The organism is Pseudomonas sp. RIT357 (assembly GCF_000632245.1).
Taxonomy (GTDB): Bacteria; Pseudomonadota; Gammaproteobacteria; order Pseudomonadales; family Pseudomonadaceae; genus Aquipseudomonas; species Aquipseudomonas sivasensis.
This window is the reverse complement of sequence record NZ_JFYX01000012.1, coordinates 393,044-416,831: the sequence shown is the minus strand read 5'-3', so window position 1 is coordinate 416,831 and position 23,788 is coordinate 393,044. Positions and strand designations below refer to the sequence as shown.

Sequence of the window (23,788 nt, the reverse complement as noted above, 5' to 3'; positions counted from 1 at the left end):
AAAATGAACCCGCAGCTTAGCGCGCAACGGGCTATGGCGGCGTGATGGGAACCCATCAGTCAGATCAATGAGCCCTGCGCCGCCAAACACTCCTTGGCACTCTTCTTCAGCTTCTTGATCAACCGCTCCTGGCGCAGCGCCTCGCCCTTGCTTGCGCATTGCTCGGTGTATACCAGCGCCACGGCCGGGCTGGACAGGAAGAACCGCGCGCCCTTGCCGCTCTGGTGCGTGGCGAAGCGGCGCAGCGGATCATTGCTGATGCCGCAATACAGCGAGCCATTGGCAGCGCGCACCAGGTAGACGAACCAGGGCTTGGGTGGAGGAAGATCAGTCACAGTTCATGTCAGCAAGCCAGAGGAGCGCCAATCTTATCAACGCCCGGCCTGAAATGCCTTGAGGCCTTTGCGTGCTTGGGCGCGGACGGCATTTTTCAAGGCCGGCGACCAGCCCAGCAACAGGCCCTTGATGCCCAACGCCTGGCGCGACCAGCGCCACAGGTCGAAGTGGTCGTGGTGCTCACAGATCTTGCCGTCGCGGAACACGAACCGCGCGCCGATATCGTTGACCACGGTGTTGCCGGTGGCACTGAACAGGTAAGTCGCCACCCAATGCGCACTGCCGGTGGTGTCATCGCTGCGTACATGGTCGAACGTCAGGGAGAAATCCTTGGCCCGCGTGGTCAGCATGCGCCACATGTCGCCCGCATCACGGCCGCGCAATTCGCCGAAGGCCGGGTCGCTGAACACAACGTCGTCGGTGTAGCAGGCGGCCATGGCCTCGGCATCCAGGCGCTGGAAGGCGCTGTAAAACTCAGTAATCAAGGCGTTGTGGGCATCACTCATGGGCAGCTTCCAAACCTGGGGTTGTAGGCCGCTCAAGATAGTCTGCGCACCGGCAAAACTCTATCGGCATTTGCACAGGTGATGACGGCCCAAACCCTAGGGCACCATGCCGCAGCTGCGGGCGTAGGCGAACAGGTCGACGTCGGTGGAAATGCACAGCCGGCTCATGGCCGTGCTTTTCTGTTTACTGATCGTGGAAATACTGCGATTGACCCGCGCCGCGATCTGGCTGACGGTCATGCCGCTGGCGAGCATGCGCACCACTTCGCGTTCCTTGCTCGACAATTGCGGCTGTTGCGACTGATCCCCCGTGCCTGCCTCCTCCATCTGCGCGCGCAGGCATTCACTGGCGAAGGTCTGGCCTTTGATCACGGTGCTGATCGCAACCGGCAGCTCCCGGGCCGACGCGCTCTTGGCGACGATCGCCCGCGCGCCATGGGCGAACGACGCACGCAGCGTCGCGACATTGGCAAACATCGTGACCAGGATCACCGGCAAATCCGGATACTGGCGGCGCAACAGGCCCAGCAGTCCGTAACCGTCCGCCTGCTGACCGCCCGGCATGGCGAAGTCGGTCACCAGCACATCACAGGCGACGGTCTCCAATAACCGGAGCAATTCATCGGGCCCATCGGCCTCGCCAACCACTTTGCATTTACCGCCCGCCTCAATCACCACCCGTTGGCCGATACGCACAATGGGATGATCGTCGGCAACAATTACACGAAGCATAAATACCCACGAATGATGGCAAAATGAATTCGCGCAAAAATACCCCTGTCCAAGCGGCTCAACAACTACCTGACGCGACACGTTTCGGACCGCGCCCAGCAATTGATAGCCAATAACTTCATGCCTACAACATAAAAAGAAATTACCTACATCCAAAACCTAGTACACATCCGAACAGCATCTTGCGAACTTCCAGGCAGCACTATTCATAACCGACTCAGATAACGGATGTAGACATGCAAGTTGCGCTGAAACGCTTGCAAATGCGGGGTACTGGCCAAGACGCCTCGGGCTTTGACATGCGCGATCAGTTGCTCGCCACTCAATTCCAGATCAGCGCCCCCCACGAACGCCAGACTCCCCACCAAACGGTGCAGGCGCTCTACCACCAATGGCGCATCGGCGCTGGCCCGGGCCTGGTCAAGCAAAGCGTCATCTTCCCGTGCTTCGTTGATCAGACTGACCAGCACGCGGTTCACCACCTCATCACTGCCGAAAATCTCGATCAGGCTGCTGCGTGTCGGCCAGGCGGTATGGCGCGCACCATCAGCGGGGCCTTCCATCAACGGTGGCGAGAGTAAAGGTGTCAACTTCAGGACAGGTACTGGATTAAAAAATACCCTTGTCACCAGACTCACCTCAATGCGCTTACATTAATTTTCAAGCCCATGGGTTCTCGGCACACATCGTGAGTGGGTGAAAGGCTTTAACAGCCAACCGAGAACAACGTGCGACACTTGCGTGACACTCACATGACCATTAATAAGCAGCGACAAATAACGGTTTACCTATGAACCTGGCGATACAACAACTACGAAAAACACTAACTTTCCTACAAATTTGATCATTAATTCCCACGCACTTAGGTAGGAATAACGCCGGCCAGGATTGTCGTAAAAGTTGTATTTCCCCGCCCCCACCCGGCAGCTAAATTGCCGTCACCCCGCAAAGAGGGAATGGACTTGCTGCCACCGGCGAGCCCAATCAAACACGACCAGCCGCCCTGATCACCGTCCTCCTTGAAAGATCGGACGATGCGGTGTGCGCGCCTTTATCAGCCAGCCCTGTAGTGGAATGTATTGAAATGAACAAATCCCTGACCCTGTTGAGCTCTGTCCTGCTGCTCGCCAATGCGCTGCCGACGTTTGCCGCCAGCAGCGTGGACATGACAGTAACGGGCGTAATCACGCCCAGCGCCTGTACGCCCAGCCTGCCGGGAGCTGTCGATTTCGGAAAGATCTCAGCCAAAGACCTGAATGCCGACGTCCAAACCCGGCTTCCTGACCAAACCATAAAACTGTCGGTCAGTTGCGAGGGTTCGACACTGTTTGCCATCACGCCCTTCGACAACCGCACCGGTTCCTCTACCCAAAACAGTGCTTTTGGCCTGGGCCTGATCAACGACACCGAGAAACTGGGCAGGTATTTCCTGACCATGCGCAACCCAGTGGCTGACGTAGCCTCAACCTTGCTGAGTACGCGCGGCGAAGGTCGCTGGGGAGAGCTGTATGAAGACGATGCGGTCGTGCCTAACGCCTTGATCGCACTGGGTAGCTTCGACGCTACCAACGGCTGGCTGCCGCACCCATTGCAAGACATGAGTGTGGAAGTGGTGCTCAACACCGCCATCGCGCCGGCCAAATCTCTAACACTCACCAACGAGGTGCAGTTGGATGGTTCGGCGACCTTTGAAGTGAAGTACCTGTAACGCCCACCCAACGTCCTTCCACCCCGCTCAAATGGTGATTGCCCTATGAACCTATGTGCCACTCGCACTGCGCTGCTATTGCTGTTCACTCCCGTCGTGTTTGCCTCCAGCAATACCGACCTCAGCGTGAGCGGCACGATTACGCCCAGCGCCTGCGCGCCGCTGATTTCCGATGGCGGCATGGTCGACTTCGGAAAAATGTCGGCAAAGTCGCTCAATGCCGACCAGCACACCTCCCTGCCCAACCAAAGCATGCATGTGAGTGTGCGCTGTGAAGGCCCCACTTTTTTCACCCTCAACACCATCGATAACCGCGCCGGCACGTCGGCCAACCATGATCGGTGGCATGGCTTGGGGATGACGCCCAGTGACGAAAAAATCGGTGGGGCAAGCTTTCACCTTTACACCCCCGTTGCGGATGGCGTCGCGGTACGCATGATTAATTCAGAGGATGGCGGCGTCACCTGGAGACCCGCCAATGAGTTGAATCACCTGTGGCTGACCACGATTGCGAAAAGCGGTGAAGAGACGCCCATCGCCGCCCAGGAGTTTGACGCCGAGATCCGTCTGTATACCCACGTTGCCCCTTCGGAGCGCTTGACCCTGTTGGACGAAGTCCCCATCGACGGTCACGCCACCATCCAACTCAAGTACCTGTAATTACCCATTATCGAAAGGAATCAGTTCGCCATGAAAACCCTGCTCAGTACCGTCGCAGCCAGCGTGATGCTGGTGACCGGCGCGACCGCCTTCGCAGCCTCCACCGTCGACCTGGCGGTCAAGGGCCTGATCGTTCCCAGTGCCTGCACGCCCAGCCTATCCGGCGGCGGCATCATCGATCACGGCAAAATCTCCGCCAAGGACCTGCGCCCGAACAACCCCACGCTCATCGGCACGCACACCCTCATTATCGAAGTGAATTGTGATGGTCCGACCACGTTTGCCCTGAACTCAATCGATAACCGGGCAGAATCGGCACTGATGAGCACGCTGTACGGCCTGGGCCTGATCAACGGCACGCAAAAACTGGGGTGGTTCACGCTGATTTTGGAGAACGCCATCGCCGACGGCGCCCCAGTGAAAACCATCGCCTCCGGTGATGGCGGCAAGACGTGGTACGAAGAAAGGTTCTGGGACCCTGGCCTCTACATGTCGGTAGCGGCCACAAGTGACACCTCGACGCCAGTACCCGCCACGGAATTGGTGGCTGACCTGCAGGTGAACACCTCGATCGCCCGCACCGACGGCCTGGACCTGACCAACGAGGTCACCCTGGATGGTTCGGCCACCCTGGAAGTGAAGTACCTGTAACGCCAGGGCGACCATGCTCAGGCATGGTCGCCTTTACGTACGGCCACCGTCCTCCAGCCAGTGATCCCCATGAACCTGCAGCCCAACCTTTTTGCCGTTCTGCTCACACTGACCTTCGCCGCACCGACAAGCGCAGCATCGATAGTCGACGTCACGGTGACCGGCAGGCTCACCCCGGACGCCTGCCACGTCGAGCTGTCGGAAGAAGGCAATGTCGACCACGGCAAGATTCCCACGCATACCCTCAACAGCGATGAATTCACCGTGCTGCCAAGCCAGCGACTGGAACTCTCCGTGCAATGCGCGCGGCCCATGCTGTTTGCGCTGGCGGGCATCGACAATCGCGCGGAATCAGCACTGACGCCGGGCGTTTTCGGCCTGGGTCGAAATATTCATGCCCCCGATGAGCGCATGGGCAGTGTGGCGCTTTCCTATCGCAACGCGGTGGGCGATGGGCAGCCCATGCAGGTGCTGGTGTCCACCGATGGTGGTGAAACCTGGGCCCCGCGGCCCGACGCCGAGCCAAAGGCCTATGCCGGTTTCGCGCTACCGGGTGACCGTCAGCCGGATTTCATCCGCCAACTGGACGCCCAATTGCACGTAGAAACGTCCATCAACTTTTCAAACTACCTGACCCTGGATCAAGAGGTGCCCTTGGACGGGTCGATCGTCTTGGATCTGCGCTACTTCTGATTCTTCTTTTGCCCAATGGAACCCCGTCATGACGACGTTACTTTTGAACATCGCGGCCCTGACACTTCTGTTCAGCCTGAATGCCAGGGCCGACGGAATGGTCCCCGACACCTCCGTGGTGATCGTGCATGAAAGCGAGGGCGAGGCCAGCGTTTCGGTGACTAACACCGACAGCCAACTGGCCCTGCTGCACGTCACCCTCGAAAACATTCCGGAAGACACAGAGCCGTTGTTGGTGGTCACTCCCCCGCTGGCGCGCGTGGACCCCGGCAAATCGCAACTGGTGCGTTTCATTTTGCAGGCGCAGCAGCCGCTGATGACGCAGCGGCTCAAACGGGTGATTTTCGAAGGCATGCCCACCGGCCGAGCCGCCACCAAAGCAGGGCATGCCCGCGTCGGCGTGACCGTGCGCCAGAACCTGCCGGTGATCATTCATCCCGAAGGGCTGGCGCCCAATCGCACGCCCTGGACCGGTTTGACCTGGGCCCTTGAGAACAACCAATTGCAGGTCAGTAATGACACGCCGTATGTGGTGCGACTGGCCCAGGAACTGAGCCTGCTTCCGGGTAACGGCAAGGCGATGCTGCCGCGCACCTACGTGTTGCCGGGCGAGCGATTGCGTGTACCGGTAACCGGCACCGGCGCCCAAACTGTCCGGCTGCAACCGGCCACCCTCTATGGCTTCGCGGTGGCCGCCTACGAAGCCCCTATCACCGTGCTCTAACGAAAAAAACAGACGCTCGCGCCTGTAAATACGAAGTGACGGCGCAATGACCGTCACCGCGACGCACAGACGTCCAACACTTAATGCCTTTGGTGAAAACAGTCGTGAATTATCGTGACGGCAAAGCCGTGCCCGCCGCACCCACCCACCTTGCCCTGCCGGCGTGGCTGTTAACCTGCGCCCTGCTCCCTGAAGTGACCTGGGCCGATGCCGATTCCGGTTTCGATTCCAAGACCCTGAGCCAGCGCGGCATTGATCCGCAACTGGCCAGCCTGCTGCTGGAAGCTCCGCGCTTTACCGCTGGCAAACACGCGGTGACGCTGCGGGTCAACGGCCAAAACCGTGGTCGTCTGCAAGCCCGTTTCGATCAACAGGGTGCCCTGTGTTTCGACCGCACGTTACTGGATGCCGCCAACCTGGTGATCCCGGACGACAGCGGCAAATGCCACGACTTTCTCGCCCAATTTCCCCAGAGCCTGATCGAACCCGACCCGGCCACCCTGACGGTGTCGCTGGTGGTGCCGACCGAGGCCCTGCGACCGCTGAAACAGGATGTCTCGGGGTATCAAGCCGGCGGCGTCGCGGCCTTGCTCAACTATGACCTGAGCGGTTTCTACAATCAGTTGGGCGATGACACCAACCGCTTCGGCTCGGCGAATACCGAAGTTGGCTTCAACGCCGGCGACTGGATCGTGCGCAGCCGCCAGGTGCAGACCTGGCAGGACGGCCTGTCGCGCAGTACCCACCTGGAAGCCTACGCCCAGCGCACCTTCGCCCAGCATCAGGCGGTGCTGCAAGCCGGGCAGATCAGCCTCTACAACCCGGTGCTGTCCGGGGCGCAGATCAATGGCGTGCAGGTGTTCACCGAGCAGGCACTGCTGGACCAGGAGCAAGGTGCGACCATCGAGGGCATCGCCAACAGCCCGGCGCAGGTCGAAGTGCGGCAGAACGGCGCGTTAATCCACTCAACGGTAGTCCCCGCCGGCCCGTTCGCCTTGCGCGATGTGCGGCGCTTGAACACCCGCTCGGACGTCGAAGTGACTGTTCGGGAAAGCACCGGCGAGGAGCGCCGTTTTACCGTGCCGGCAGCGATGCTTGGCCTGGGCCTGCCAGCAGCCGGTTATTCGGTGGGCGCAGGTCGCGTACGCAATATAGGTGACGCCAAAGGCGATGACCCCTGGGTTGTCAGCGCCGGCTGGAACGGCGCCGTGCACCCGCAAGTCTCGGTGGGCGGAGGCCTGCTCGCAGCCAGCGAATATCGCGGCGTGGGCGCAAGCCTGGCCTGGCTGCCAGGGCTCGACAGCCAAGTGCAACTGGCCAGCCAGTTCTCCGATGCGCAGTCCCACGACAAGGCCCAAGGCATGCAGACCGACCTCGCATGGTCCCAGCGCCTGGGTGAGCAATGGTCATTCAGCGCGGCCAATTCCTGGCGCACGCCGGGCTATCGCGATCTGGAAGAAACCACTTACGACACCCAACCCGACCACCATCGCCGCTCACGTTACCGCGACCAGCAAAGCGTCACTCTCGGCTGGTCGCACCCATCGCTAGGGGCGTTCAGCGCCGGGGTGTCGCGTTCCAGCAATTTTGACGACGAGACCAGCAGCCGTGCCCTGGCCTCGTGGGGCACCAGTGTCGGCGGCGTATCGCTGTCCGCCAGCGCCGAATGGCAGATGGGCGGTCGCCAACAGCAGGACAACGCGGTGTACCTGAACCTCAGCCTGCCCCTCGGCGAGCGTCGCCGGGGCCGCGCGTGGGTGCGCAATTCGGGAGGCGAGCATCGCTCGGGAGTCGGGCTCAACGAGCAGATCGACGATCAACTCAGCTACCGCGTCAGCGCCGAATACGACACCCGCGACCGCCAGGTCGAGACCACCGTCGGCGTGTCCACCCTGCCCCGCTACAGCCAGTTGGACCTGAGCTACAGCCGCAGCGACAGTGAACGTTCAAGCTACCAAGGCGGCGCTCGCGGCGCCGTGGTGGCCCACCGCAGCGGTCTGACCTTCTCGCCGTATCCAGTGCGCGACACGTTCGCACTGGTGTCAGTGGGCGACATGAGCGGCATCAAACTCAGCACCCCCAGCGGCCCGGTCTGGACCGACTGGCAGGGGCAAGCGGTGGTGTCCCAGGTCAACGCCTATGGCCGCAGTCCGGTCGAAGTGCAGACCCGTTCGCTACCGCGCAATGCCGACATCAACAACGGCCTGGCGATGATTTCGGCCGGGCGCGGTGCGGTGGATCGCGTCGAGTTCGGCGTGGCGCTCACCCGTCGGTTGCTGCTTACCGCACGCACTGATCAGGGCCAACCGCTGCCGCGCGGCGCGGTGGTAAGCACGGCCGAGGGCGAGTTCATCACCCTGATCCAGGATGGAAGCCAGGTGTTCCTGCCCAACGTGCTGGAGCACACCACGCTGTGGGTCAGCAACGCCGACATCGGGCGCTGTGAACTGCGCTTCGACCTGCCGACCAAGCCCGACCCCACGGTGTATTTCGAAACCGCCGACGCCCGCTGCCATCCCCCTGGAGAATGACCGATGCCCATCCTGAGAGTTGCCTGCCTGCTGCTGATAGTGTCCAACTGCGCCTTGGCCGCGGATGAATGCCAGTTAAACCTCAGCGAGGCGCGCCTGGATTTCGGCTCAATGAACCGCGCCGCGCAGCACGACAGCGCCCCCCAGCGCCTACTCGGCGAGCGCCGTCTGAGCCTGACACTCAACTGCGCGCAACCCGGCGACATGAGCCTGTTCTATCGCGCTGTCGCCGCAAGTGCAGAGCGCCTGCAATTCACCGAGCACGGCAGCTACGCCATACAGGTCAGCGACGGAATGCTGGATGGCCAGGCGGTCAACCTAGGGTTGCTGCCCGCCAACGGTCAGCCGCCCGTGGCCACCGGCGCCGCACTCGGCTGGCGGCCGGGGCACGGGATCGCCCCGATGCTCAACGGCACACCGCTGACCGGCAAGCATTTCACGCTGCAACTGAGCGTGAGCGCCTGGGCCGATGCTGCCGCCACACGCGTGCGGGACGCGACCACTTGGGAAGTGACCGGCCGCGTCTCCCACCCGCAAAGCGAGCGAGAGCTGACCCTGCAAGCGCACTTCGCCCCTGTGGCGTGCGTGCCGCTATTGTCCAATGGCGGGCTGGTGAATTACGGCAGGCTGCTGGCCAAGGACTTGAGCGCCACCAGTGAAACGCCGCTGCCCACGCGTACCTTGCAGTTTTCCGTGAGCTGCGACGCCGCCACGCCCTTCGCCCTGAAGATGCATGACAACCGCAACGGTTCCGCCACCGGCGGCACCGATGAAACTGCCTACGGCCTGGACGTGGACTACAGCCACAACAAGATCGGGCGCTACTACGTGAACATCGACCCGGCCGAGTTCAGCGCTGATGCCCTCGGCCCGCTCTATCGTACCGACTCCACCAGTGGCGGGGCGGCGTGGAGCAGCTCCAGCCCGCGCCAAATCCCCATCGCCGCCAACAGCCTAATGGGCTTTACCGACCGCACCGCCAGCACGTTGGGGCCGGTGCCGATCCAGAACCTCTCCGGCACGCTGCGCATCAAGGCCTACCTGGCGCCGATGGAATCGCTGGACTTGCGCAACATGGTGCACATCAACGGCGCCGGCACCCTCGAAATCATTTACCTGTAACCCAAGGGATCAGCCTCATGAAAACGCACAACATCGCCCTTCTTTCCCTGCTGCTGGCCGCAGGCACCGCCGTTCAGGCGGCCTCGCAGGTGGATCTGGCGGTCACAGGCCGTCTCACGCCCACCGCCTGTACGCCGCTGCTGTCCAACGGTGCAGTCATCGACTACGGCAAGATCTCCCGTCAGGACCTCAACGTGGACAAGGGCACGCGTCTGCCCATCAAGCCGTTGCAAGTCAGCATTGCCTGCAACGGCGCGAACCGCTTCGCCTTGCGCATGCGGGACAATCGTGACGGTTCGGCGATGGTCAACAGCGAGATTTACTACGGCCTGGGCTTGGACCATAGCGGTAACCGCATCGGTCTGTACTCGATGGCCTTCGACCCGCGCCAGACCATCGTCGACGGCAGCACGCTGGTGTATGGCACCGAGTCCACCACCGGTGGCCTGGCCTGGCGCACTGCCAACCTCAACCCGATCAACATCGGCGCCAAGAGTTACCTTGGGTTCACGGACATCGCCGGCAGCACGGCCGGCCCTTCGGCGATTCAAGAATTGACCAGCACGGTGCAGGTCGAGACCGTGATCAACGCCACGCAAAACCTCGACCTGAGCCGCGACATCGCGCTCGACGGCCTCGCCACGCTGGAGGTGGTGTACCTCTAGATTTTCTCGCTGGTCACCTGCACATACCGCGCCCGCCCGGCGCCAAGGCCCGCGGCGATCGCGCCGACACCAAGCACCGCGAAGATCCAGCCAATGGCCGACCAGCCGCCGGTCCAGTCATGCACCAGGCCCACGGCCAATGGGCCGAGCGAGGCCAGGGTGTAACCGAAGCCCTGGGCCATGCTCGACAGATTGGCCGCCACGTGGGCATCAGGGGAACGCAGCACGATCAGGGTCAACGCCAGGCTGAACGTGCCGCCCTGCCCCAGCCCAAGCAAAATCGCCCAGCCCCACAAGCCATCGAGCGGTGCATAGAGGCAACCGAACAGCCCGCCGAGGGTCAGTAGCATCACCACCACAATCGCCAGGCGCTGGTCCTTGCCCCGGGTGGCCAGCCACGGCGCGGCCAGCGAACTGACCAATTGCACAATGATCGAGCCGGACAGCGCCAACCCGGCCTCGGTGGCGCTCAGGCCACGACCGATCAGGATCGACGGCAGCCAGCCAAACACGATGTACGCCAGGGACGATTGCAGGCCCATGTACAAGGTCACCTGCCAGGCCAGTGGGTCACGCAGCAAACCCTTGACCCGGTACGCCACCTGATGCGCGCCCTGTTTATGCCCGACCTGGGGCAACCAGAACACGGCCGCCATCAGCGCCGGCAAGATCCAGAAGCCCAGGCCTATCGGCCAACTGTCGCCGAAGTAATGACTCAACGGCACCGTTGCGCCTGCAGCCAGCGCCGCGCCCAGGCACAGCGCCATGGTGTACACGCCGGTCATGGCGCCGGCCTGTCGAGCGAAATCACGCTTGACGACGCCTGGCAACAACACGCCGATAATCCCAATGCTTGCGCCGGCAATCAGGCTGCCGGCGAACAGGCCCACTTCACCGAACGAACTGCGTAGCAGGATGCCCGCCGCCAGGGTCAACAGAATTCCCAGCACCACGCGCTCGGCGCCAAAACGCCGCGCCAGGATCGGCGCCAGGGGCGCGAAGAGCCCCAGGCACAACACTGGCAAGGTGGTCAGCAGACCGGCCCTGGCGGCCGACAAGCCCAGGCTGCTGGACACTTCACCGAGCACCGGCGCCATGCTCGACAGCGCCGGACGCAGGTTCAACGCCACCAGGACCAGGCCTAGCAGCAACAACCAAGGGCGGTTCAGCGGCGCGGGCGCCTGCTGCACGATGTCGTCGTCTGCTTCGGCGTCGATCAACAGTTCTTCAAGTTCAGTCGTGCGTTTGGCTTCAAGGTTCATGGATCAACTGGGCGCCGAGGATGGCGTAGAAGGAGTGGTACAACTCGCTCAAGGCGGGGTTGCGCGCTTCGTCCAATCATTGGATGAATTTGCCCACAGGCTATTCGGAGTTTCCTACGAGGGCAAGGCAACGGTTTTTTTGAACAGGCAAAAATAAACCCGGCGCCAGGCCGGGTTTATGGTTAAGCGTCACCTGTCGATCAATGCAGAATCTGGCTCAAGAACAACTTGGTCCGATCGTTCTGCGGGTTGTCGAAGAAGTCATTCGGCGCCGCTTGCTCAACGATTTCGCCTTTGTCCATGAAGATCACGCGATTGGCCACGGTGCGGGCGAAGCCCATTTCGTGGGTTACGCACAACATGGTCATGCCGTCTTCAGCCAGGCCGATCATGGTGTCGAGTACTTCCTTCACCATTTCAGGGTCGAGGGCCGAGGTCGGTTCGTCGAACAGCATGATTTTCGGCTTCATGCACAGCGCACGGGCAATCGCCACACGCTGTTGCTGGCCGCCGGACAGTTGCCCCGGAAACTTGTGGGCCTGCTCCGGAATGCGCACGCGCTCCAAGTAGTGCATGGCGATTTCTTCGGCCTTGCGCTTAGGCATCTTGCGCACCCACATCGGCGCCAGCGTGCAGTTCTGCAGGATGGTCAGGTGCGGGAACAGGTTGAAGTGCTGGAACACCATGCCGACTTCACGGCGGATCGCTTCGATCTGCTTGAGGTCGTTGGTCAGTTCCACGCCATCGACCACGATGCGGCCTTGCTGGTGCTCTTCCAGACGGTTGAGGCAGCGGATGGTGGTGGACTTGCCCGAACCCGACGGGCCGCACAGCACGATACGCTCGCCCTGCTTTACGTTGAGGTTGATGTCTTTCAACACGTGGAACTGGCCGTACCACTTGTTGACGCCCTGCATCTGGATAATGCCTTCAGGGCTCACAGGCTGTTTGATTGCTTCGCTCATAACAACAACTCCTAACGCTTGTGGCCTGTGTCGAGCTTGTGTTCCAAATGAATGGAATAGCGCGACATACCAAAACAGAAAATCCAGAACACCAGGGCGGCGAACACGTAGCCTTCAGTGGCCATGCCCAACCATTTCGGGTCGGCGGCGGCTTGCTTGACGCTGTTGAGCAGGTCGAACAGGCCGATGATGATCACAAGGCTGGTGTCCTTGAACAACGCGATAAACGTGTTGACGATACCGGGGATCACCAGCTTCAAGGCTTGCGGCAGAATCACCAGGCCCATGCTGCGCCAGTAACCCAAGCCCATCGCTGCAGCCGCTTCGTACTGACCTTTAGGGATCGCCTGCAAACCACCACGCACCACTTCGGCCACATAGGCCGACTGGAACAGGATCACGCCGATCAACGCCCGCAGCAGCTTGTCGATGCCCATGCCTTCAGGCAGGAACAGCGGCAGCATCACCGAGGACATGAACAGCACGGTGATCAACGGCACGCCGCGCCAGAACTCGATGAACGTCACGCAGATCACACGAATTGCCGGCATGTTCGAACGCCGTCCCAGCGCCAGCACGATGCCCAGAGGCAAGGCGCCGGCGATACCGACGGTGGCGATCACCAGGGTCAGCATCAGGCCGCCCCACTGGCTGGTCGCCACGTTGGTCAGGCCGAAGATCCCGCCGTGCAACAGGAAGAACGCAATGATCGGGTACAGCACCAGGAAGCTCAGGCCGTAGATCGCCTTGCGTTGGAAACGCGAGATGAACAACGGTGCCACGCCAACGATGGCCAGCCACACGGTCAGGTCTACACGCCAGCGCAGGTCGCCGGGGTAGTAGCCGTACATGAACTGCCCAAAGCGCTGTTGGATGAACACCCAGCAGGCGCCTTCTTTCGTGCAATCGGCGCGGGTCGTACCGACCCAGTTGGCGTCGAGGATTGCCCAGTGCAGGATCGGCGGCACCACCAGGTAGATCAGGTAGAACGCCAACAGCGTCAGCAGGGTGTTGAGCCAACTGGAAAACAAGTTGGCGCGCATCCATGCCACCGGGCCGAAGACTTTGCTCGGCGGCGGCATATCAGGTTTGAAAGTATGCGTACTCATGGGCGTTTCCTCACCGCTCGATCAGCGCAATGCGCTTGTTGTACCAGTTCATCAGCAGGGAAATGCTGATGCTGATCGCCAGGTACACGCTCATGGTGATGGCAATGACTTCGATGGCCTGGCCGGTCTGGTTGAGCACCGTGCCGGCAAACAGCGAAACCATTTCCGGGTAACCGATACCGGCGGCCAACGACGAGTTTTTCGCCAGGTTCAGGTATTGGCTGGTCAGCGGCGGAATGATCACCCGCAGGGCTTGCGGGATGATGACCTTGCGCAGCGTCGGCCCAGGGCGCAGGCCCAGGGAGCGCGCAGCTTCGGTCTGGCCGTGGCTGACGGACTTGATGCCCGAACGCACGATCTCGGCGATAAACGCTGCCGTGTACACGGTAAGCGCCAGGGTCAGCGCCAGCAGCTCAGGGATCAGCACCCAGCCGCCGACAAAGTTGAAACCTTGCAGCGTGGGCATTTCCCAGTGCAGCGGTGCACCGAAGATCAGGGCGCACAACGCCGGGATCACGAAGAACAGCGCCAGGCCCGCCCAGAATTTGTGGAACGGAACGCCGGTGGCTTCAAAGCGTTTGTTGGCCCAACGCGCCATCGCCACGATTGCCACGATCGCCACCACCACACTGGCCACAAACGGCCAGAACCCATCAGCGGCAAGCGCTGCCGGCATATTCAGGCCACGGCTGCTGACAAAGAAGGTGTCGCCGAAGTTATGGCTGTTACGCGGCCCCGGCATGGTCAGGAACACCGCGAAGTACCAGAACAGGATTTGCAGCAGCGGCGGAATGTTGCGGAACACTTCCACATACACGGTCGCCAGCTTGTTGATCATCCAGTTCGGCGACAGACGCGCCACGCCAATGATGAAACCGAGCAAGGTCGCCAGGACCACGCCGATCACGGTCACCAGCAGAGTATTGAGCAAGCCGATTACAAAGACGCGGGCATAGCTGTCCGATTCGGTGTAGTCGATCAAATGCTGCGCGATGCCGAACCCGGCACTGCGCTCAAGAAAGTCGAAACCCGAGGTAATGCCTCGGTGCTGAAGGTTGGTCTGGGTATTGTCGAAGAGGTACCAGCCCAGCGAGATCACCGCCACAATCGTGATGATCTGGAAGAGCCACGCACGCACTTTGGGATCGCTGAAGCTGAGCTTCTGCTTTGGTGCGCCGATTTGATTTTGCATGAAGTGCCCCGGAAAGAATGGAACAGAACATCACCCGGCGGTTGGCCCACCGGGTGACAGAACCATCAGCGATCAGCGCACAGGGGGTGCGTATTGAATGCCGCCGTTGTTCCACAGTGCGTTCAGGCCACGGTCGATTTCCAGCGGGGTGCTCTTGCCGAGGTTGCGCTCGAACACTTCGCCGTAGTTACCGACTTGCTTGACGATCTGTACGACCCAGTCTTTCTTCACTTTCAGGTCTTTGCCGTATTCGCCGTCAGCACCGAGCAGACGTGCAACGTCCGGGTTCTTGGTGGATTTGGCTTCAGCTTCAACGTTTTTGGAAGTGATGCCGGCTTCTTCAGCGTTGAGCATGGCGTAGCCAACCCAGCGCACGATGGCCAGCCACTCGTCGTCGCCGTTACGCACGACTGGGCCCAGCGGTTCTTTGGAGATGGTTTCCGGCAGAACCACGTAGTCCTTCGGCGCGGCCAGCTTGCTGCGCTGGGCGAACAGTTGGGACTTGTCGGAGGTCAGTACGTCGCAACGACCGGATTCCAGCGACTTGGCGCTTTCGTCGGAGGTGTCGAAGGTGATCGGGGTGTATTTGAGGTTGTTGCCACGGAAGTAGTCGGAAACGTTCAGCTCGGTGGTGGTACCGGCCTGGATGCAGATGGTTGCACCGTCCAGTTCCTTGGCGCTTTTTACGCCCAACTTGTTGTTAACCAGGAAGCCGATGCCGTCGTAGTAGGTGATGAAGCCTGGGAATTTCAGGCCCATGCCGGCGTCGCGAGAGCTGGTCATGGTGGTGTTACGGGACAGAATGTCGACTTCGCCAGACTGAAGCGCGGTGAAACGCTCCTTGGCGTTCAACTGGCTGAACTTGACCTTGGTCGCGTCGCCGAACACAGCAGCAGCGACAGCGCGGCAAACGTCAGCGTCGATCCCGAGGATCTTGCCGCTGGCATCCGGTACCGAGAAACCCGGCAAGCCGTCACTCACGCCACATTGCACGAAGCCTTTCTTCTGCACGGCGTCCAGAGTGGCGCCAGCTTGGGCGAAACCACTGACACCCAGTACAGCGGCCGCGGAAACGATGGCCAGGGTGGATTTCAATACCTTCATTCAAACCTCCAAATACGCTCTTGTTGTGTCGGAGCTCGAACCTCAGCGCACCCTTATGAGGCGATATTGACCCGTGTTGGTTTTTTTTAGGGTCAAGCGGCATGAGGCTGTCGCAGTAATTCCAGCGGCTATCCCATAAACGGCAGTCACTGATAGTGTTACCGTCCCGGGATAGTTCTGACATCGACCTACACATAGCAAGCGCCGTACCAGAGTGGTGGCTGAGTCGTTTCAGCCCATGGTCAATAGGAAAAGATTCAACCTTGCGACATTCTCTTAACAGATCAACCTATGACGCACCGTTCCGTCGCACTTAATCGGAGCGCACGCACATTTATGGAGCAGACATGACCGAACCCTTGATTCTTCAGCCCGCCAAGCCCGCAGACGCCTGCGTAATCTGGTTGCATGGCCTGGGTGCCGATCGCTACGACTTTTTGCCGGTGGCCGAAGCGCTGCAGGAAAGCTTGCTGACGACGCGCTTTGTATTACCCCAAGCGCCGACCCGCGCGGTGACTATTAATGGCGGCTACGAAATGCCGAGTTGGTACGACATCAAGGCCATGAGCCCGGCCCGTTCGATCAGCCTGGAAGAACTGGATGAGTCTTCCAGAATGGTCACCGATTTGATCAAAAACGAAAAAAGCAGCGGAATAGACGCCTCGCGAGTTTTCCTCGCCGGTTTTTCCCAAGGTGGCGCGGTGGTTTTCCACACAGCGTTTACCAAATGGCAGGGTGCCTTGGGAGGCGTCATCGCCCTCTCCACCTACGCGCCCACCTTCAGCGATGAGCTGGAATTGTCCGCCAGCCAGCAGCGCATTCCCGCTCTGTGCCTGCACGGCCAGCACGACGAGGTGGTGCAGAACGCGATGGGCCGTACGGCTTACGAACACCTGAAGAGCCGTGGTGTCACCGTGACATGGCAGGAATACCCAATGGGCCACGAAGTGTTACCTCAGGAGATACACGATATCGGCGCCTGGTTGAGCGCTCGCCTAGGCTGATACTCCGCATTTATGTAGCCGTATGACAGACACACTACGCCGCGCCCGATTCTTGCATTACACTGCCCGGCGTACATTCCTTAACCAATTAATGAGATCACCGTGCTCAAAGCACTTAAGAAGATGTTCGGCAAAAGCGAGGCTGAGCCGCTCGCGCCTGTCCCCAGTGCTCCTGTCCCCGCCTCCGGCAGCCGCAATGACGGCCAACAGCCCGACCGGACCGCTCCTATCGCGCAGCCGAAGACGCCGCCGGTGACATCGCCCGAACAGGCAACCCCTCAGGCTGAAGCCGCGCCCGCCCCCAAGCCTCGCCGGGAACGCGCCCCTAAACCGCCGGTGATCCCATGGAAACTCGAAGACTTTGTCGTCGAGCCCCAGGAAGGTAAAACCCGTTTCCACGACTTCAAACTGGCCCCGGAACTGATGCACGCCATCCAGGACCTGGGCTTCCCGTACTGCACGCCGATCCAGGCGCAGGTATTGGGCTTTACCCTTGCCGGCAAAGACGCCATCGGCCGTGCCCAGACCGGCACTGGCAAGACCGCCGCGTTCCTGATCTCGATCATCACCCAACTGCTGCAAACGCCGCCGCCGAAAGAGCGCTACATGGGTGAACCGCGCGCGCTGATCATCGCCCCGACCCGGGAGCTGGTGGTGCAGATCGCCAAGGACGCCGCCGACCTGACCAAATACACCGGCCTTAACGTGATGACCTTCGTCGGTGGCATGGACTTCGACAAGCAGCTCAAACACCTCGAAGCCCGTCACTGCGACATTCTGGTAGCGACCCCTGGCCGCCTGCTGGACTTCAACCAGCGCGGCGACGTGCACCTGGACATGGTCGAAGTGATGGTGCTGGACGAAGCCGACCGCATGCTCGACATGGGTTTCATCCCGCAAGTGCGCCAGATCATTCGTCAGACCCCGCCGAAAAACGAGCGTCAGACCCTGCTGTTCTCCGCGACCTTCACCGAAGACGTGATGAACCTCGCCAAGCAGTGGACCACCGACCCGTCCATCGTCGAGATTGAAGCGCTGAACGTCGCCAGCGAAAACGTCGAACAGCACATCTACGCGGTGGCCGGTGCCGACAAGTACAAACTGCTCTACAACCTGATCAACGACAACGGTTGGGAGCGCGTGATGGTGTTCGCCAACCGCAAAGACGAAGTACGCCGCATCGAAGAGCGTCTGGTACGTGATGGTGTCAACGCCGCGCAACTGTCCGGCGATGTGCCGCAACACAAGCGCATCAAGACACTGGAAGGCTTCCGCGAAGGCAAGATCCGCGTGCTGGTGGCCACTGACGTGGCGGGCCGTGGGATTCACATCGATGGCATCAGCCACGTGATCAACTTCACCCTGCCGGAAGTGCCGGACGACTATGTGCACCGGATTGGCCGTACTGGCCGTGCGGGCGCAGCGGGTGTGTCGATCAGCTTTGCCGGGGAAGATGACTCGTATCAGTTGCCGTCGATCGAGACGTTGCTGGGGCGCAAGATCAGTTGCGAGACACCGCCGACGCACTTGCTGCGAGCTGTAGAACGCAAACGCCCGTAAGCTGAAACCCGGTCAAAAATGTGGGAGGGGGCTTGCACCCCGATAGCAGTGGATCAGTCGATACCTAAATTGACTGACACACCGCTATCGGGGGCAAGCCCCCTCCCACATTTGGTTCTGTGTTCGGCTGGCTACTTCCAGCGATCCGCTGCAGCGTGGTCGCTGTCCCGCCCTTCCACCCAGCGCGCACCCTCACTGGTATTTTCCTTCTTCCAGAACGGCGCTCGCGTCTTCAAGTAATCCATCACAAACGCACACGCATCAAACGCAGCCTGGCGATGGGCACTGGCTGCCGCGACAAACACAATCGGCTCACCCGGCTCCAACGCGCCGACGCGGTGCAGTACGTCCAGCTTGAGCAACGGCCAACGCTGCTCTGCTTCCACGGCGATCTTGGCCAGGGCCTTTTCGGTCATGCCGGGGTAATGCTCCAAGAACATCCCCGATACGTCGCGACCATCATTGAAGTCGCGTACATAACCGACAAAACTCACCACCGCGCCCACGCCCACGTTGGCCGCGTGCATTGCGTTAACTTCAGCACCGGGATCAAACGCCTCAACCTGCACACGGATGGCCATGCTCAGCCTCCGGTCACGGGCGGGAAGAAGGCAACTTCGTCTCCGGCGTGTACCGGTTCGTCGAGACTGCACAACTCCTCATTGCGGGCGCACATCAGGCTTGGCTCGTTGAGGACTGCAAACTCCGGGTCACTGGCCAGGGCCAGGCGCACGGCATCCACGGTGGCAAACTCACCTTCCATCTCCAGCGAATCGAAGCCCACCGATTCGGCGTAGCGCGCAAAAAACAGGACGTTAATACTCATACTTGATCCGCCTTGAAATGCCCGCTCTTGCCGCCCAGCTTTTCCAGCAGGCGAATACTTTCGATGGTCATGCCGCGATCCACGGCCTTGCACATGTCGTAGAGGGTCAGCGCAGCGACGCTGGCTGCCGTCAATGCTTCCATTTCCACGCCGGTCTGCCCGGACAGCTTGCAGCGCGCCACGATATGAACCGCGTCCTCGCCATCGGCACTCAGTTCGACCTTGACGCCGGTGAGCATCAGCGGATGGCACAGGGGGATCAGATCACTGGTTTTTTTTGCTGCCTGGATCCCGGCGATGCGGGCCACGGCAAACACGTCGCCCTTGGGATGGGCGCCGTCGACAATCATTTGCAGGGTGCTTGGCAACATGCGCACCCGCGCTTCAGCCACCGCCTCACGGAACGTCACGGACTTGTCGGTGACGTCGACCATATGGGCGCGACCTTGGGAATCGAGATGAGTCAGCACAGCGATACTCCTGATCAGGAGCCGCGATTGTAAACCCAACACACAACAAAATGTGGGAGGGAGCAAGCCCCCTCCCACACTGACCGCATTTACAAATGAGACTCTGCGTATTCAGCCAGGATCGAACGTGGAACACCCTGCAGCGCAATGTGCACGCCGTTCGGGAAGTCTTTGAAGCGTTCAGTCAGATAGGTCAGCCCGGAGCTGGTCGCGGACAGGTAAGGGGTGTCGATCTGTGCCAGGTTGCCCAGGCACACCACTTTGGAACCGGCGCCGGCACGGGTGATGATGGTTTTCATCTGGTGCGGCGTGAGGTTCTGGCATTCATCGATCAAAATCAGGCTTTGCTGGAAGCTGCGACCTCGGATGTAGTTGAGGGATTTGAACTGCAACGGCACTTTGCTGAGGATGTAGTCGACGCTGCCATGGGTGTTTTCGTCATCCATGTGCAAGGCTTCGAGGTTGTCGGTGATCGCCCCCAGCCACGGCTCCATTTTTTCCGCTTCGGTGCCGGGCAGGAAGCCAATTTCCTGGTCCAGCCCCTGCACGGAGCGGGTGGCGATGATGCGGCGATAGCGCTTGGTCACCATGGTCTGCTCGATAGCGGCAGCCAGGGCGAGGATGGTTTTACCGGAACCCGCAGCGCCGGTCAGGTTGACCAAGTGGATGTCCGGATCGAGCAGCGCATACAGCGCCAGGCTCTGGTAGATGTCGCGCGGTTTCAGGCCCCAGGCTTCCTGGTGCAACAGGGGTTCCTGATGCAGGTCGAGGATCAGCAGCTTGTCGACCTGGATCTCTTTGATCCAGCCCACGAAGCCCTGTTCGTCGATGATGAATTCATTGATGTGCACGGCCGGCAGGTTGTCGATCAGTTGTACCTGGTGCCAGGTGCGGCCATGGTCCTGACGGGTTTCGACCTTGCTCACGAGGTCCCAGAAGGAACCGGTCACCGTGTGATAACCACGGGACAGCATTGAAACGTCATCGACCAGTTGGTCGGTGCTGTAGTCCTCGGCCGCGATCCCACACGCTCGTGCCTTGAGGCGCATATTGATGTCTTTGGTCACCAACACCAGGCGCAAGTCCTTGTCACGCGCGTGCAGGTCGATCAATTGGTTAATGATTTTGTTGTCGTTGAGGTTTTCCGGCAGCAGGCTGTTGGGCTCGCTGCGCTTGCTCATCAGAATCGACAGCAAGCCCTTGGGCCCGCTCTTGCCACGCTGGATCGGCACGCCGACTTCAACGTCCTCGGGTGACGCTTCGCCCAGGGTCTTGTCGATCAGGCGGATGGCCTGGCGGCATTCGGCGGCGACGCTGTGGTGCCCACTTTTGAGTTTGTCGAGTTCCTCAAGCACGATCATCGGGATGGCGACGTGGTGCTCTTCGAAATTGAGCAGTGCGTTTGGATCGTGGATCAATACGTTGGTATCAAGCACATAAAGGATTGGCTGGTCGGAAGAAGGGGTGCGTCCATGATCATCCATACTCGGTCACCTTTGTGGGAGCCAGTCGACGCAATACCACGACAGTGCTGCGCCTTGATTCGACCACCGACTGCACCTGAGTGACGTCAAGCGCAGTGCCCACATGAGGAGTCTTGGAAGACGCCACCTGTGTTGCAGGTTTCGGCGATCTGACTTCGTAATACCGCAAAACCCATGACAGGAAAAAGCACTTTGACGCTTTTTTGAAGTTTATTTTTCAGGATGACGAATAGCACTAGCCGAGTGCCATGCACCCCGTTAAAGTCGGAAGTCCGCCTGCATCGAAATGTCGCACAAAATCACCCCGAAAACGCCTCATACCCAACAGGGCCGGGCACTTCATCTTTTTAACGAAATGCTTCCCGGCAGTCCTGCCAACCCAAGCCACTCTGCGCCGTTGCCTGTAGCAACAGCGGCAATGCCACCCGCGCCTTGTCTTGAGTGTCGTGAAACACAATCACCCCTTTGCGCCATAGCAACATCAGTGTGAGCACGCGCTGCATCGACTCATCGGCCTTGAGCTTGCCTGGATCATCCTGGGAATCGATGTCCCACAACGCCACCTGCAAACCCTGGGATTGAAAGAAGCCCTGACTGTCCGCGCGGCGCTGGCCGTACGGTGGGCGGAACAGCGGCACGTAGTTTTCCGGCATCAGGTTCTGTACCAACGACGCACTGCGGGTGACGGAGCTCTGCCAGTCCACCCAATGGCTGTGGGAGCGGTACTGCCAACCCTGGGTGCCGACGCACTGGCCTTGGTACAACGCCTCCACTTGCGCGGCGGAACTGCGCTCGACACGGGTTTGCAAGCTGCTGCCGAGGGCAAAGAACGTTGCGTTCATCTTCTGCTTGCGCAGGTAGTCGGCGAGCCAGTCGGTATTGCCGCTGACCGGTGCAGGGCCGCCGTCGAACGTCAGCAGGAACAGGCGGTCGTTGAATTCGTCGCCATTGCGCTCATGGTCGCCAAACCGAGCAACTTCGCTGCTGATCTGCGGGAAAAGCGCGGCCTTTCTCAGCAGTTCGTCCAGGTAACGTTCATGGAAGGTATGGCTGGGGGCGGCCCAACCTATATAGAAGGAGTCTTGGCTGACTTCGAACTTGCCGGCCTGTTCGCGCAGGTCGTCCATGTTTTCCACCAGGTAGCAGAACGAGGCATCCACCTCGCAGCTCTGCTGGGCGACGGTGTAGTTTTCCAGCAGGCGTTGCCAGAGCTGGCGGCGCAGGTCGTCGATGGCGGCCTGGTTGATGATCCTCAGGCCCAGGCGCTGCTTGAGCGCCGCGTCATCCAGGGACTCGCTGGCCAACAGGCTGCGGGCGAACATCAGAATTTCGGCGCGCGAGGCTACGTCGAACAGCGCTGGGCTGCTGAGTTTTTCAGGCCAGGTGCCACGGTCCAGGCTGGCTACATCCACCGGTGCCGCCTGGGCATTCAGGCACAGCAGACAAGCCGACAACAAAAGCGCTATTCGCACGCAGGGTCTCCCTCTCCAGAGTCACCGGCCATCATAGCGGATCGCGCCTATCGCCATCATAGGTGGAGTCAAAACGCCCGAGCCCCTAGAATCCCCCCACGATTACAGGAGACGACTTCATGCTGACGGTGATTTCCCCCGCCAAAACCCTCGATTTCGAATCAAAACCGGCGACCCCACGCTTCACCCAGCCGCAGTTCCTGGACCATTCCCAGGAATTGATCGAGCAACTGCGTGAGTTCAGCCCAGCGCAAATCAGCGAACTCATGCATGTCTCCGACAAAATCGGCGGCCTCAACGCCGCACGTTTCGGCAGCTGGACCCCGGCTTTCACCCCCGAAAACGCCAAACAAGCCTTGCTGGCATTCAAGGGCGACGTGTACACCGGCCTCAACGCCGACACCTTCACCGATGCCGACTTCAGCTACGCCCAGGACCACCTGCGCATGCTCTCGGGCCTTTACGGCCTGCTGCGCCCTCTGGACCTGATGATGCCGTATCGCCTGGAGATGGGCACCAAACTGGCCAACGCACGTGGCAAGGACCTGTACGCCTTCTGGGGCACGCGCATCAGCGAATGGCTGAACGAAGCCCTGGCCGAGCAAGACGATGACGTGCTGCTCAACCTGGCGTCCAACGAGTACTTCTCGGCGGTCAAGCGCACAGCCCTGAACGCGCGGATCATCAACACCGAGTTCAAAGACCTGAAGAATGGCCAATACAAGATCATCAGCTTCTACGCCAAAAAGGCCCGGGGCATGATGAGCCGCTTCGTGATTGAAGAACGCATCAACGATCCCGCCAAGCTCAAGCAGTTCGATGTGCAGGGTTATCGCTTCAATGCGGAGCAGTCCAAACCGGACAACCTGGTGTTTTTGCGCGATCACGCACCGGAATAAAGCTCTCAACAGCACCGATGTTCAAATGTGGGAGGGGGCTTGCTCCCGATAGCAGAGTGTCAGTCACTGATTGGGTGACTGATACACCGCTATCGGGAGCAAGCCCCCTCCCA

The 23,788-nt window shown here is 60.5% G+C and carries 25 protein-coding genes; 11 read left to right on the top strand and 14 right to left on the bottom strand.

What is annotated here, in order from left to right; translation table 11 throughout:
* Window positions 1-59 precede the first annotated feature (59 nt).
* The 4 genes from BW43_RS16155 to BW43_RS16170 all read right to left on the bottom strand — a co-directional run bounded on the left by BW43_RS16155 (window position 60) and on the right by BW43_RS16170 (window position 2,137).
* Window positions 60-335: a GIY-YIG nuclease family protein gene (locus BW43_RS16155; RefSeq protein ID WP_032886393.1), complete on the bottom strand. Its 276-nt coding sequence runs from the start codon at window positions 333-335 to the stop codon at window positions 60-62.
* A gap of 36 nt (window positions 336-371) precedes the next feature.
* Window positions 372-842 (bottom strand): nuclear transport factor 2 family protein, encoded by a 471-nt coding sequence (locus BW43_RS16160; protein WP_032886392.1) that lies wholly within the window; start codon window positions 840-842, stop codon window positions 372-374.
* A 96-nt stretch (window positions 843-938) separates the two neighbouring features.
* Complete coding sequence (locus tag BW43_RS16165; RefSeq protein ID WP_032886391.1) at window positions 939-1,574, bottom strand: response regulator transcription factor; 636 nt, start codon at window positions 1,572-1,574, stop codon at window positions 939-941.
* Between the two features lie 206 nt (window positions 1,575-1,780).
* The gene (locus BW43_RS16170) at window positions 1,781-2,137 is read right to left on the bottom strand and encodes a hypothetical protein (protein WP_050442825.1); all 357 of its coding nucleotides are present in this window, start codon (window positions 2,135-2,137) and stop codon (window positions 1,781-1,783) included.
* Window positions 2,138-2,658: 521 nt separating this feature from the next.
* On the opposite strand from BW43_RS16170, the gene BW43_RS16175 reads away from it, so the two are divergent.
* The 8 genes from BW43_RS16175 to BW43_RS16210 all read left to right on the top strand — a co-directional run bounded on the left by BW43_RS16175 (window position 2,659) and on the right by BW43_RS16210 (window position 10,328).
* Complete coding sequence (locus BW43_RS16175) at window positions 2,659-3,282, top strand: DUF1120 domain-containing protein (RefSeq protein ID WP_032886390.1); 624 nt, start codon at window positions 2,659-2,661, stop codon at window positions 3,280-3,282.
* Window positions 3,283-3,327: 45 nt separating this feature from the next.
* The gene (locus tag BW43_RS16180) at window positions 3,328-3,942 is read left to right on the top strand and encodes a DUF1120 domain-containing protein (RefSeq protein WP_032886389.1); all 615 of its coding nucleotides are present in this window, start codon (window positions 3,328-3,330) and stop codon (window positions 3,940-3,942) included.
* Window positions 3,943-3,972: 30 nt separating this feature from the next.
* Window positions 3,973-4,593, top strand: coding sequence for a DUF1120 domain-containing protein (locus BW43_RS16185; RefSeq protein WP_032886388.1), 621 nt, complete (start codon window positions 3,973-3,975; stop codon window positions 4,591-4,593).
* A gap of 69 nt (window positions 4,594-4,662) precedes the next feature.
* Entirely contained in the window at window positions 4,663-5,286 is a 624-nt protein-coding gene (locus tag BW43_RS16190) for a DUF1120 domain-containing protein (protein WP_032886387.1), read from the top strand.
* Window positions 5,287-5,314: 28 nt separating this feature from the next.
* Window positions 5,315-6,010, top strand: coding sequence for a fimbria/pilus chaperone family protein (locus tag BW43_RS16195; RefSeq protein WP_032886386.1), 696 nt, complete (start codon window positions 5,315-5,317; stop codon window positions 6,008-6,010).
* A 104-nt stretch (window positions 6,011-6,114) separates the two neighbouring features.
* Complete coding sequence (locus BW43_RS16200; protein ID WP_032886488.1) at window positions 6,115-8,541, top strand: fimbria/pilus outer membrane usher protein; 2,427 nt, start codon at window positions 6,115-6,117, stop codon at window positions 8,539-8,541.
* Window positions 8,542-8,544: 3 nt separating this feature from the next.
* Entirely contained in the window at window positions 8,545-9,663 is a 1,119-nt protein-coding gene (locus BW43_RS16205) for a DUF1120 domain-containing protein (protein ID WP_032886385.1), read from the top strand.
* Between the two features lie 17 nt (window positions 9,664-9,680).
* Window positions 9,681-10,328 carry a DUF1120 domain-containing protein gene (locus BW43_RS16210; protein WP_032886384.1) on the top strand — a complete coding sequence of 216 codons (648 nt, stop codon included), beginning with the start codon at window positions 9,681-9,683 and terminating at the stop codon, window positions 10,326-10,328.
* Here BW43_RS16210 and BW43_RS16215 read toward each other — a convergent pair.
* From BW43_RS16215 to BW43_RS16235, 5 genes are all read right to left on the bottom strand, one after another.
* Window positions 10,325-11,590 (bottom strand): CynX/NimT family MFS transporter, encoded by a 1,266-nt coding sequence (locus tag BW43_RS16215; RefSeq protein ID WP_032886383.1) that lies wholly within the window; start codon window positions 11,588-11,590, stop codon window positions 10,325-10,327. The two genes, BW43_RS16210 and BW43_RS16215, sit on opposite strands and share 4 nt — an antisense overlap.
* A 200-nt stretch (window positions 11,591-11,790) precedes the next feature.
* Window positions 11,791-12,555, bottom strand: a complete 765-nt coding sequence (locus BW43_RS16220) for an amino acid ABC transporter ATP-binding protein (protein WP_003171943.1) — start codon at window positions 12,553-12,555, stop codon at window positions 11,791-11,793.
* Between the two features lie 11 nt (window positions 12,556-12,566).
* Window positions 12,567-13,664 (bottom strand): amino acid ABC transporter permease, encoded by a 1,098-nt coding sequence (locus tag BW43_RS16225; protein ID WP_032886381.1) that lies wholly within the window; start codon window positions 13,662-13,664, stop codon window positions 12,567-12,569.
* A 10-nt stretch (window positions 13,665-13,674) separates the two neighbouring features.
* Entirely contained in the window at window positions 13,675-14,856 is a 1,182-nt protein-coding gene (locus BW43_RS16230) for an amino acid ABC transporter permease (RefSeq protein ID WP_032886379.1), read from the bottom strand.
* Between the two features lie 72 nt (window positions 14,857-14,928).
* The gene (locus BW43_RS16235; RefSeq protein ID WP_010212954.1) at window positions 14,929-15,960 is read right to left on the bottom strand and encodes an amino acid ABC transporter substrate-binding protein; all 1,032 of its coding nucleotides are present in this window, start codon (window positions 15,958-15,960) and stop codon (window positions 14,929-14,931) included.
* A 347-nt stretch (window positions 15,961-16,307) separates the two neighbouring features.
* Between BW43_RS16235 and BW43_RS16240 the strand changes: the two genes are divergently transcribed.
* Window positions 16,308-16,964, top strand: coding sequence for an alpha/beta hydrolase (locus BW43_RS16240; protein WP_032886377.1), 657 nt, complete (start codon window positions 16,308-16,310; stop codon window positions 16,962-16,964).
* 96 nt (window positions 16,965-17,060) lie between these two features.
* Window positions 17,061-18,524 carry an ATP-dependent RNA helicase RhlB gene (gene rhlB / locus BW43_RS16245; protein ID WP_177326431.1) on the top strand — a complete coding sequence of 488 codons (1,464 nt, stop codon included), beginning with the start codon at window positions 17,061-17,063 and terminating at the stop codon, window positions 18,522-18,524.
* A 131-nt stretch (window positions 18,525-18,655) separates the two neighbouring features.
* Here rhlB and moaE read toward each other — a convergent pair whose 3' ends face one another.
* The 5 genes from moaE to BW43_RS16270 all read right to left on the bottom strand — a co-directional run bounded on the left by moaE (window position 18,656) and on the right by BW43_RS16270 (window position 22,776).
* A complete protein-coding gene (moaE, locus tag BW43_RS16250; RefSeq protein WP_032886375.1) occupies window positions 18,656-19,105 on the bottom strand; it encodes a molybdopterin synthase catalytic subunit MoaE in 450 nt (149 codons plus the stop codon).
* A gap of 2 nt (window positions 19,106-19,107) precedes the next feature.
* The gene (gene moaD / locus BW43_RS16255; protein ID WP_032886374.1) at window positions 19,108-19,350 is read right to left on the bottom strand and encodes a molybdopterin converting factor subunit 1; all 243 of its coding nucleotides are present in this window, start codon (window positions 19,348-19,350) and stop codon (window positions 19,108-19,110) included.
* Window positions 19,347-19,820, bottom strand: coding sequence for a cyclic pyranopterin monophosphate synthase MoaC (moaC, locus tag BW43_RS16260; RefSeq protein WP_032886373.1), 474 nt, complete (start codon window positions 19,818-19,820; stop codon window positions 19,347-19,349). Before moaC ends, moaD begins: the two co-directional genes overlap by 4 nt.
* Window positions 19,821-19,909: 89 nt before the next feature.
* Complete coding sequence (locus BW43_RS16265) at window positions 19,910-21,304, bottom strand: PhoH family protein (RefSeq protein ID WP_032886372.1); 1,395 nt, start codon at window positions 21,302-21,304, stop codon at window positions 19,910-19,912.
* Between the two features lie 347 nt (window positions 21,305-21,651).
* Window positions 21,652-22,776: a polysaccharide deacetylase family protein gene (locus BW43_RS16270; protein WP_032886371.1), complete on the bottom strand. Its 1,125-nt coding sequence runs from the start codon at window positions 22,774-22,776 to the stop codon at window positions 21,652-21,654.
* Window positions 22,777-22,895: 119 nt separating this feature from the next.
* Between BW43_RS16270 and yaaA the strand changes: the two genes are divergently transcribed.
* Window positions 22,896-23,675, top strand: a complete 780-nt coding sequence (gene yaaA, locus BW43_RS16275) for a peroxide stress protein YaaA (RefSeq protein ID WP_032886370.1) — start codon at window positions 22,896-22,898, stop codon at window positions 23,673-23,675.
* The last annotated feature ends 113 nt before the right edge of the window (window positions 23,676-23,788 follow it).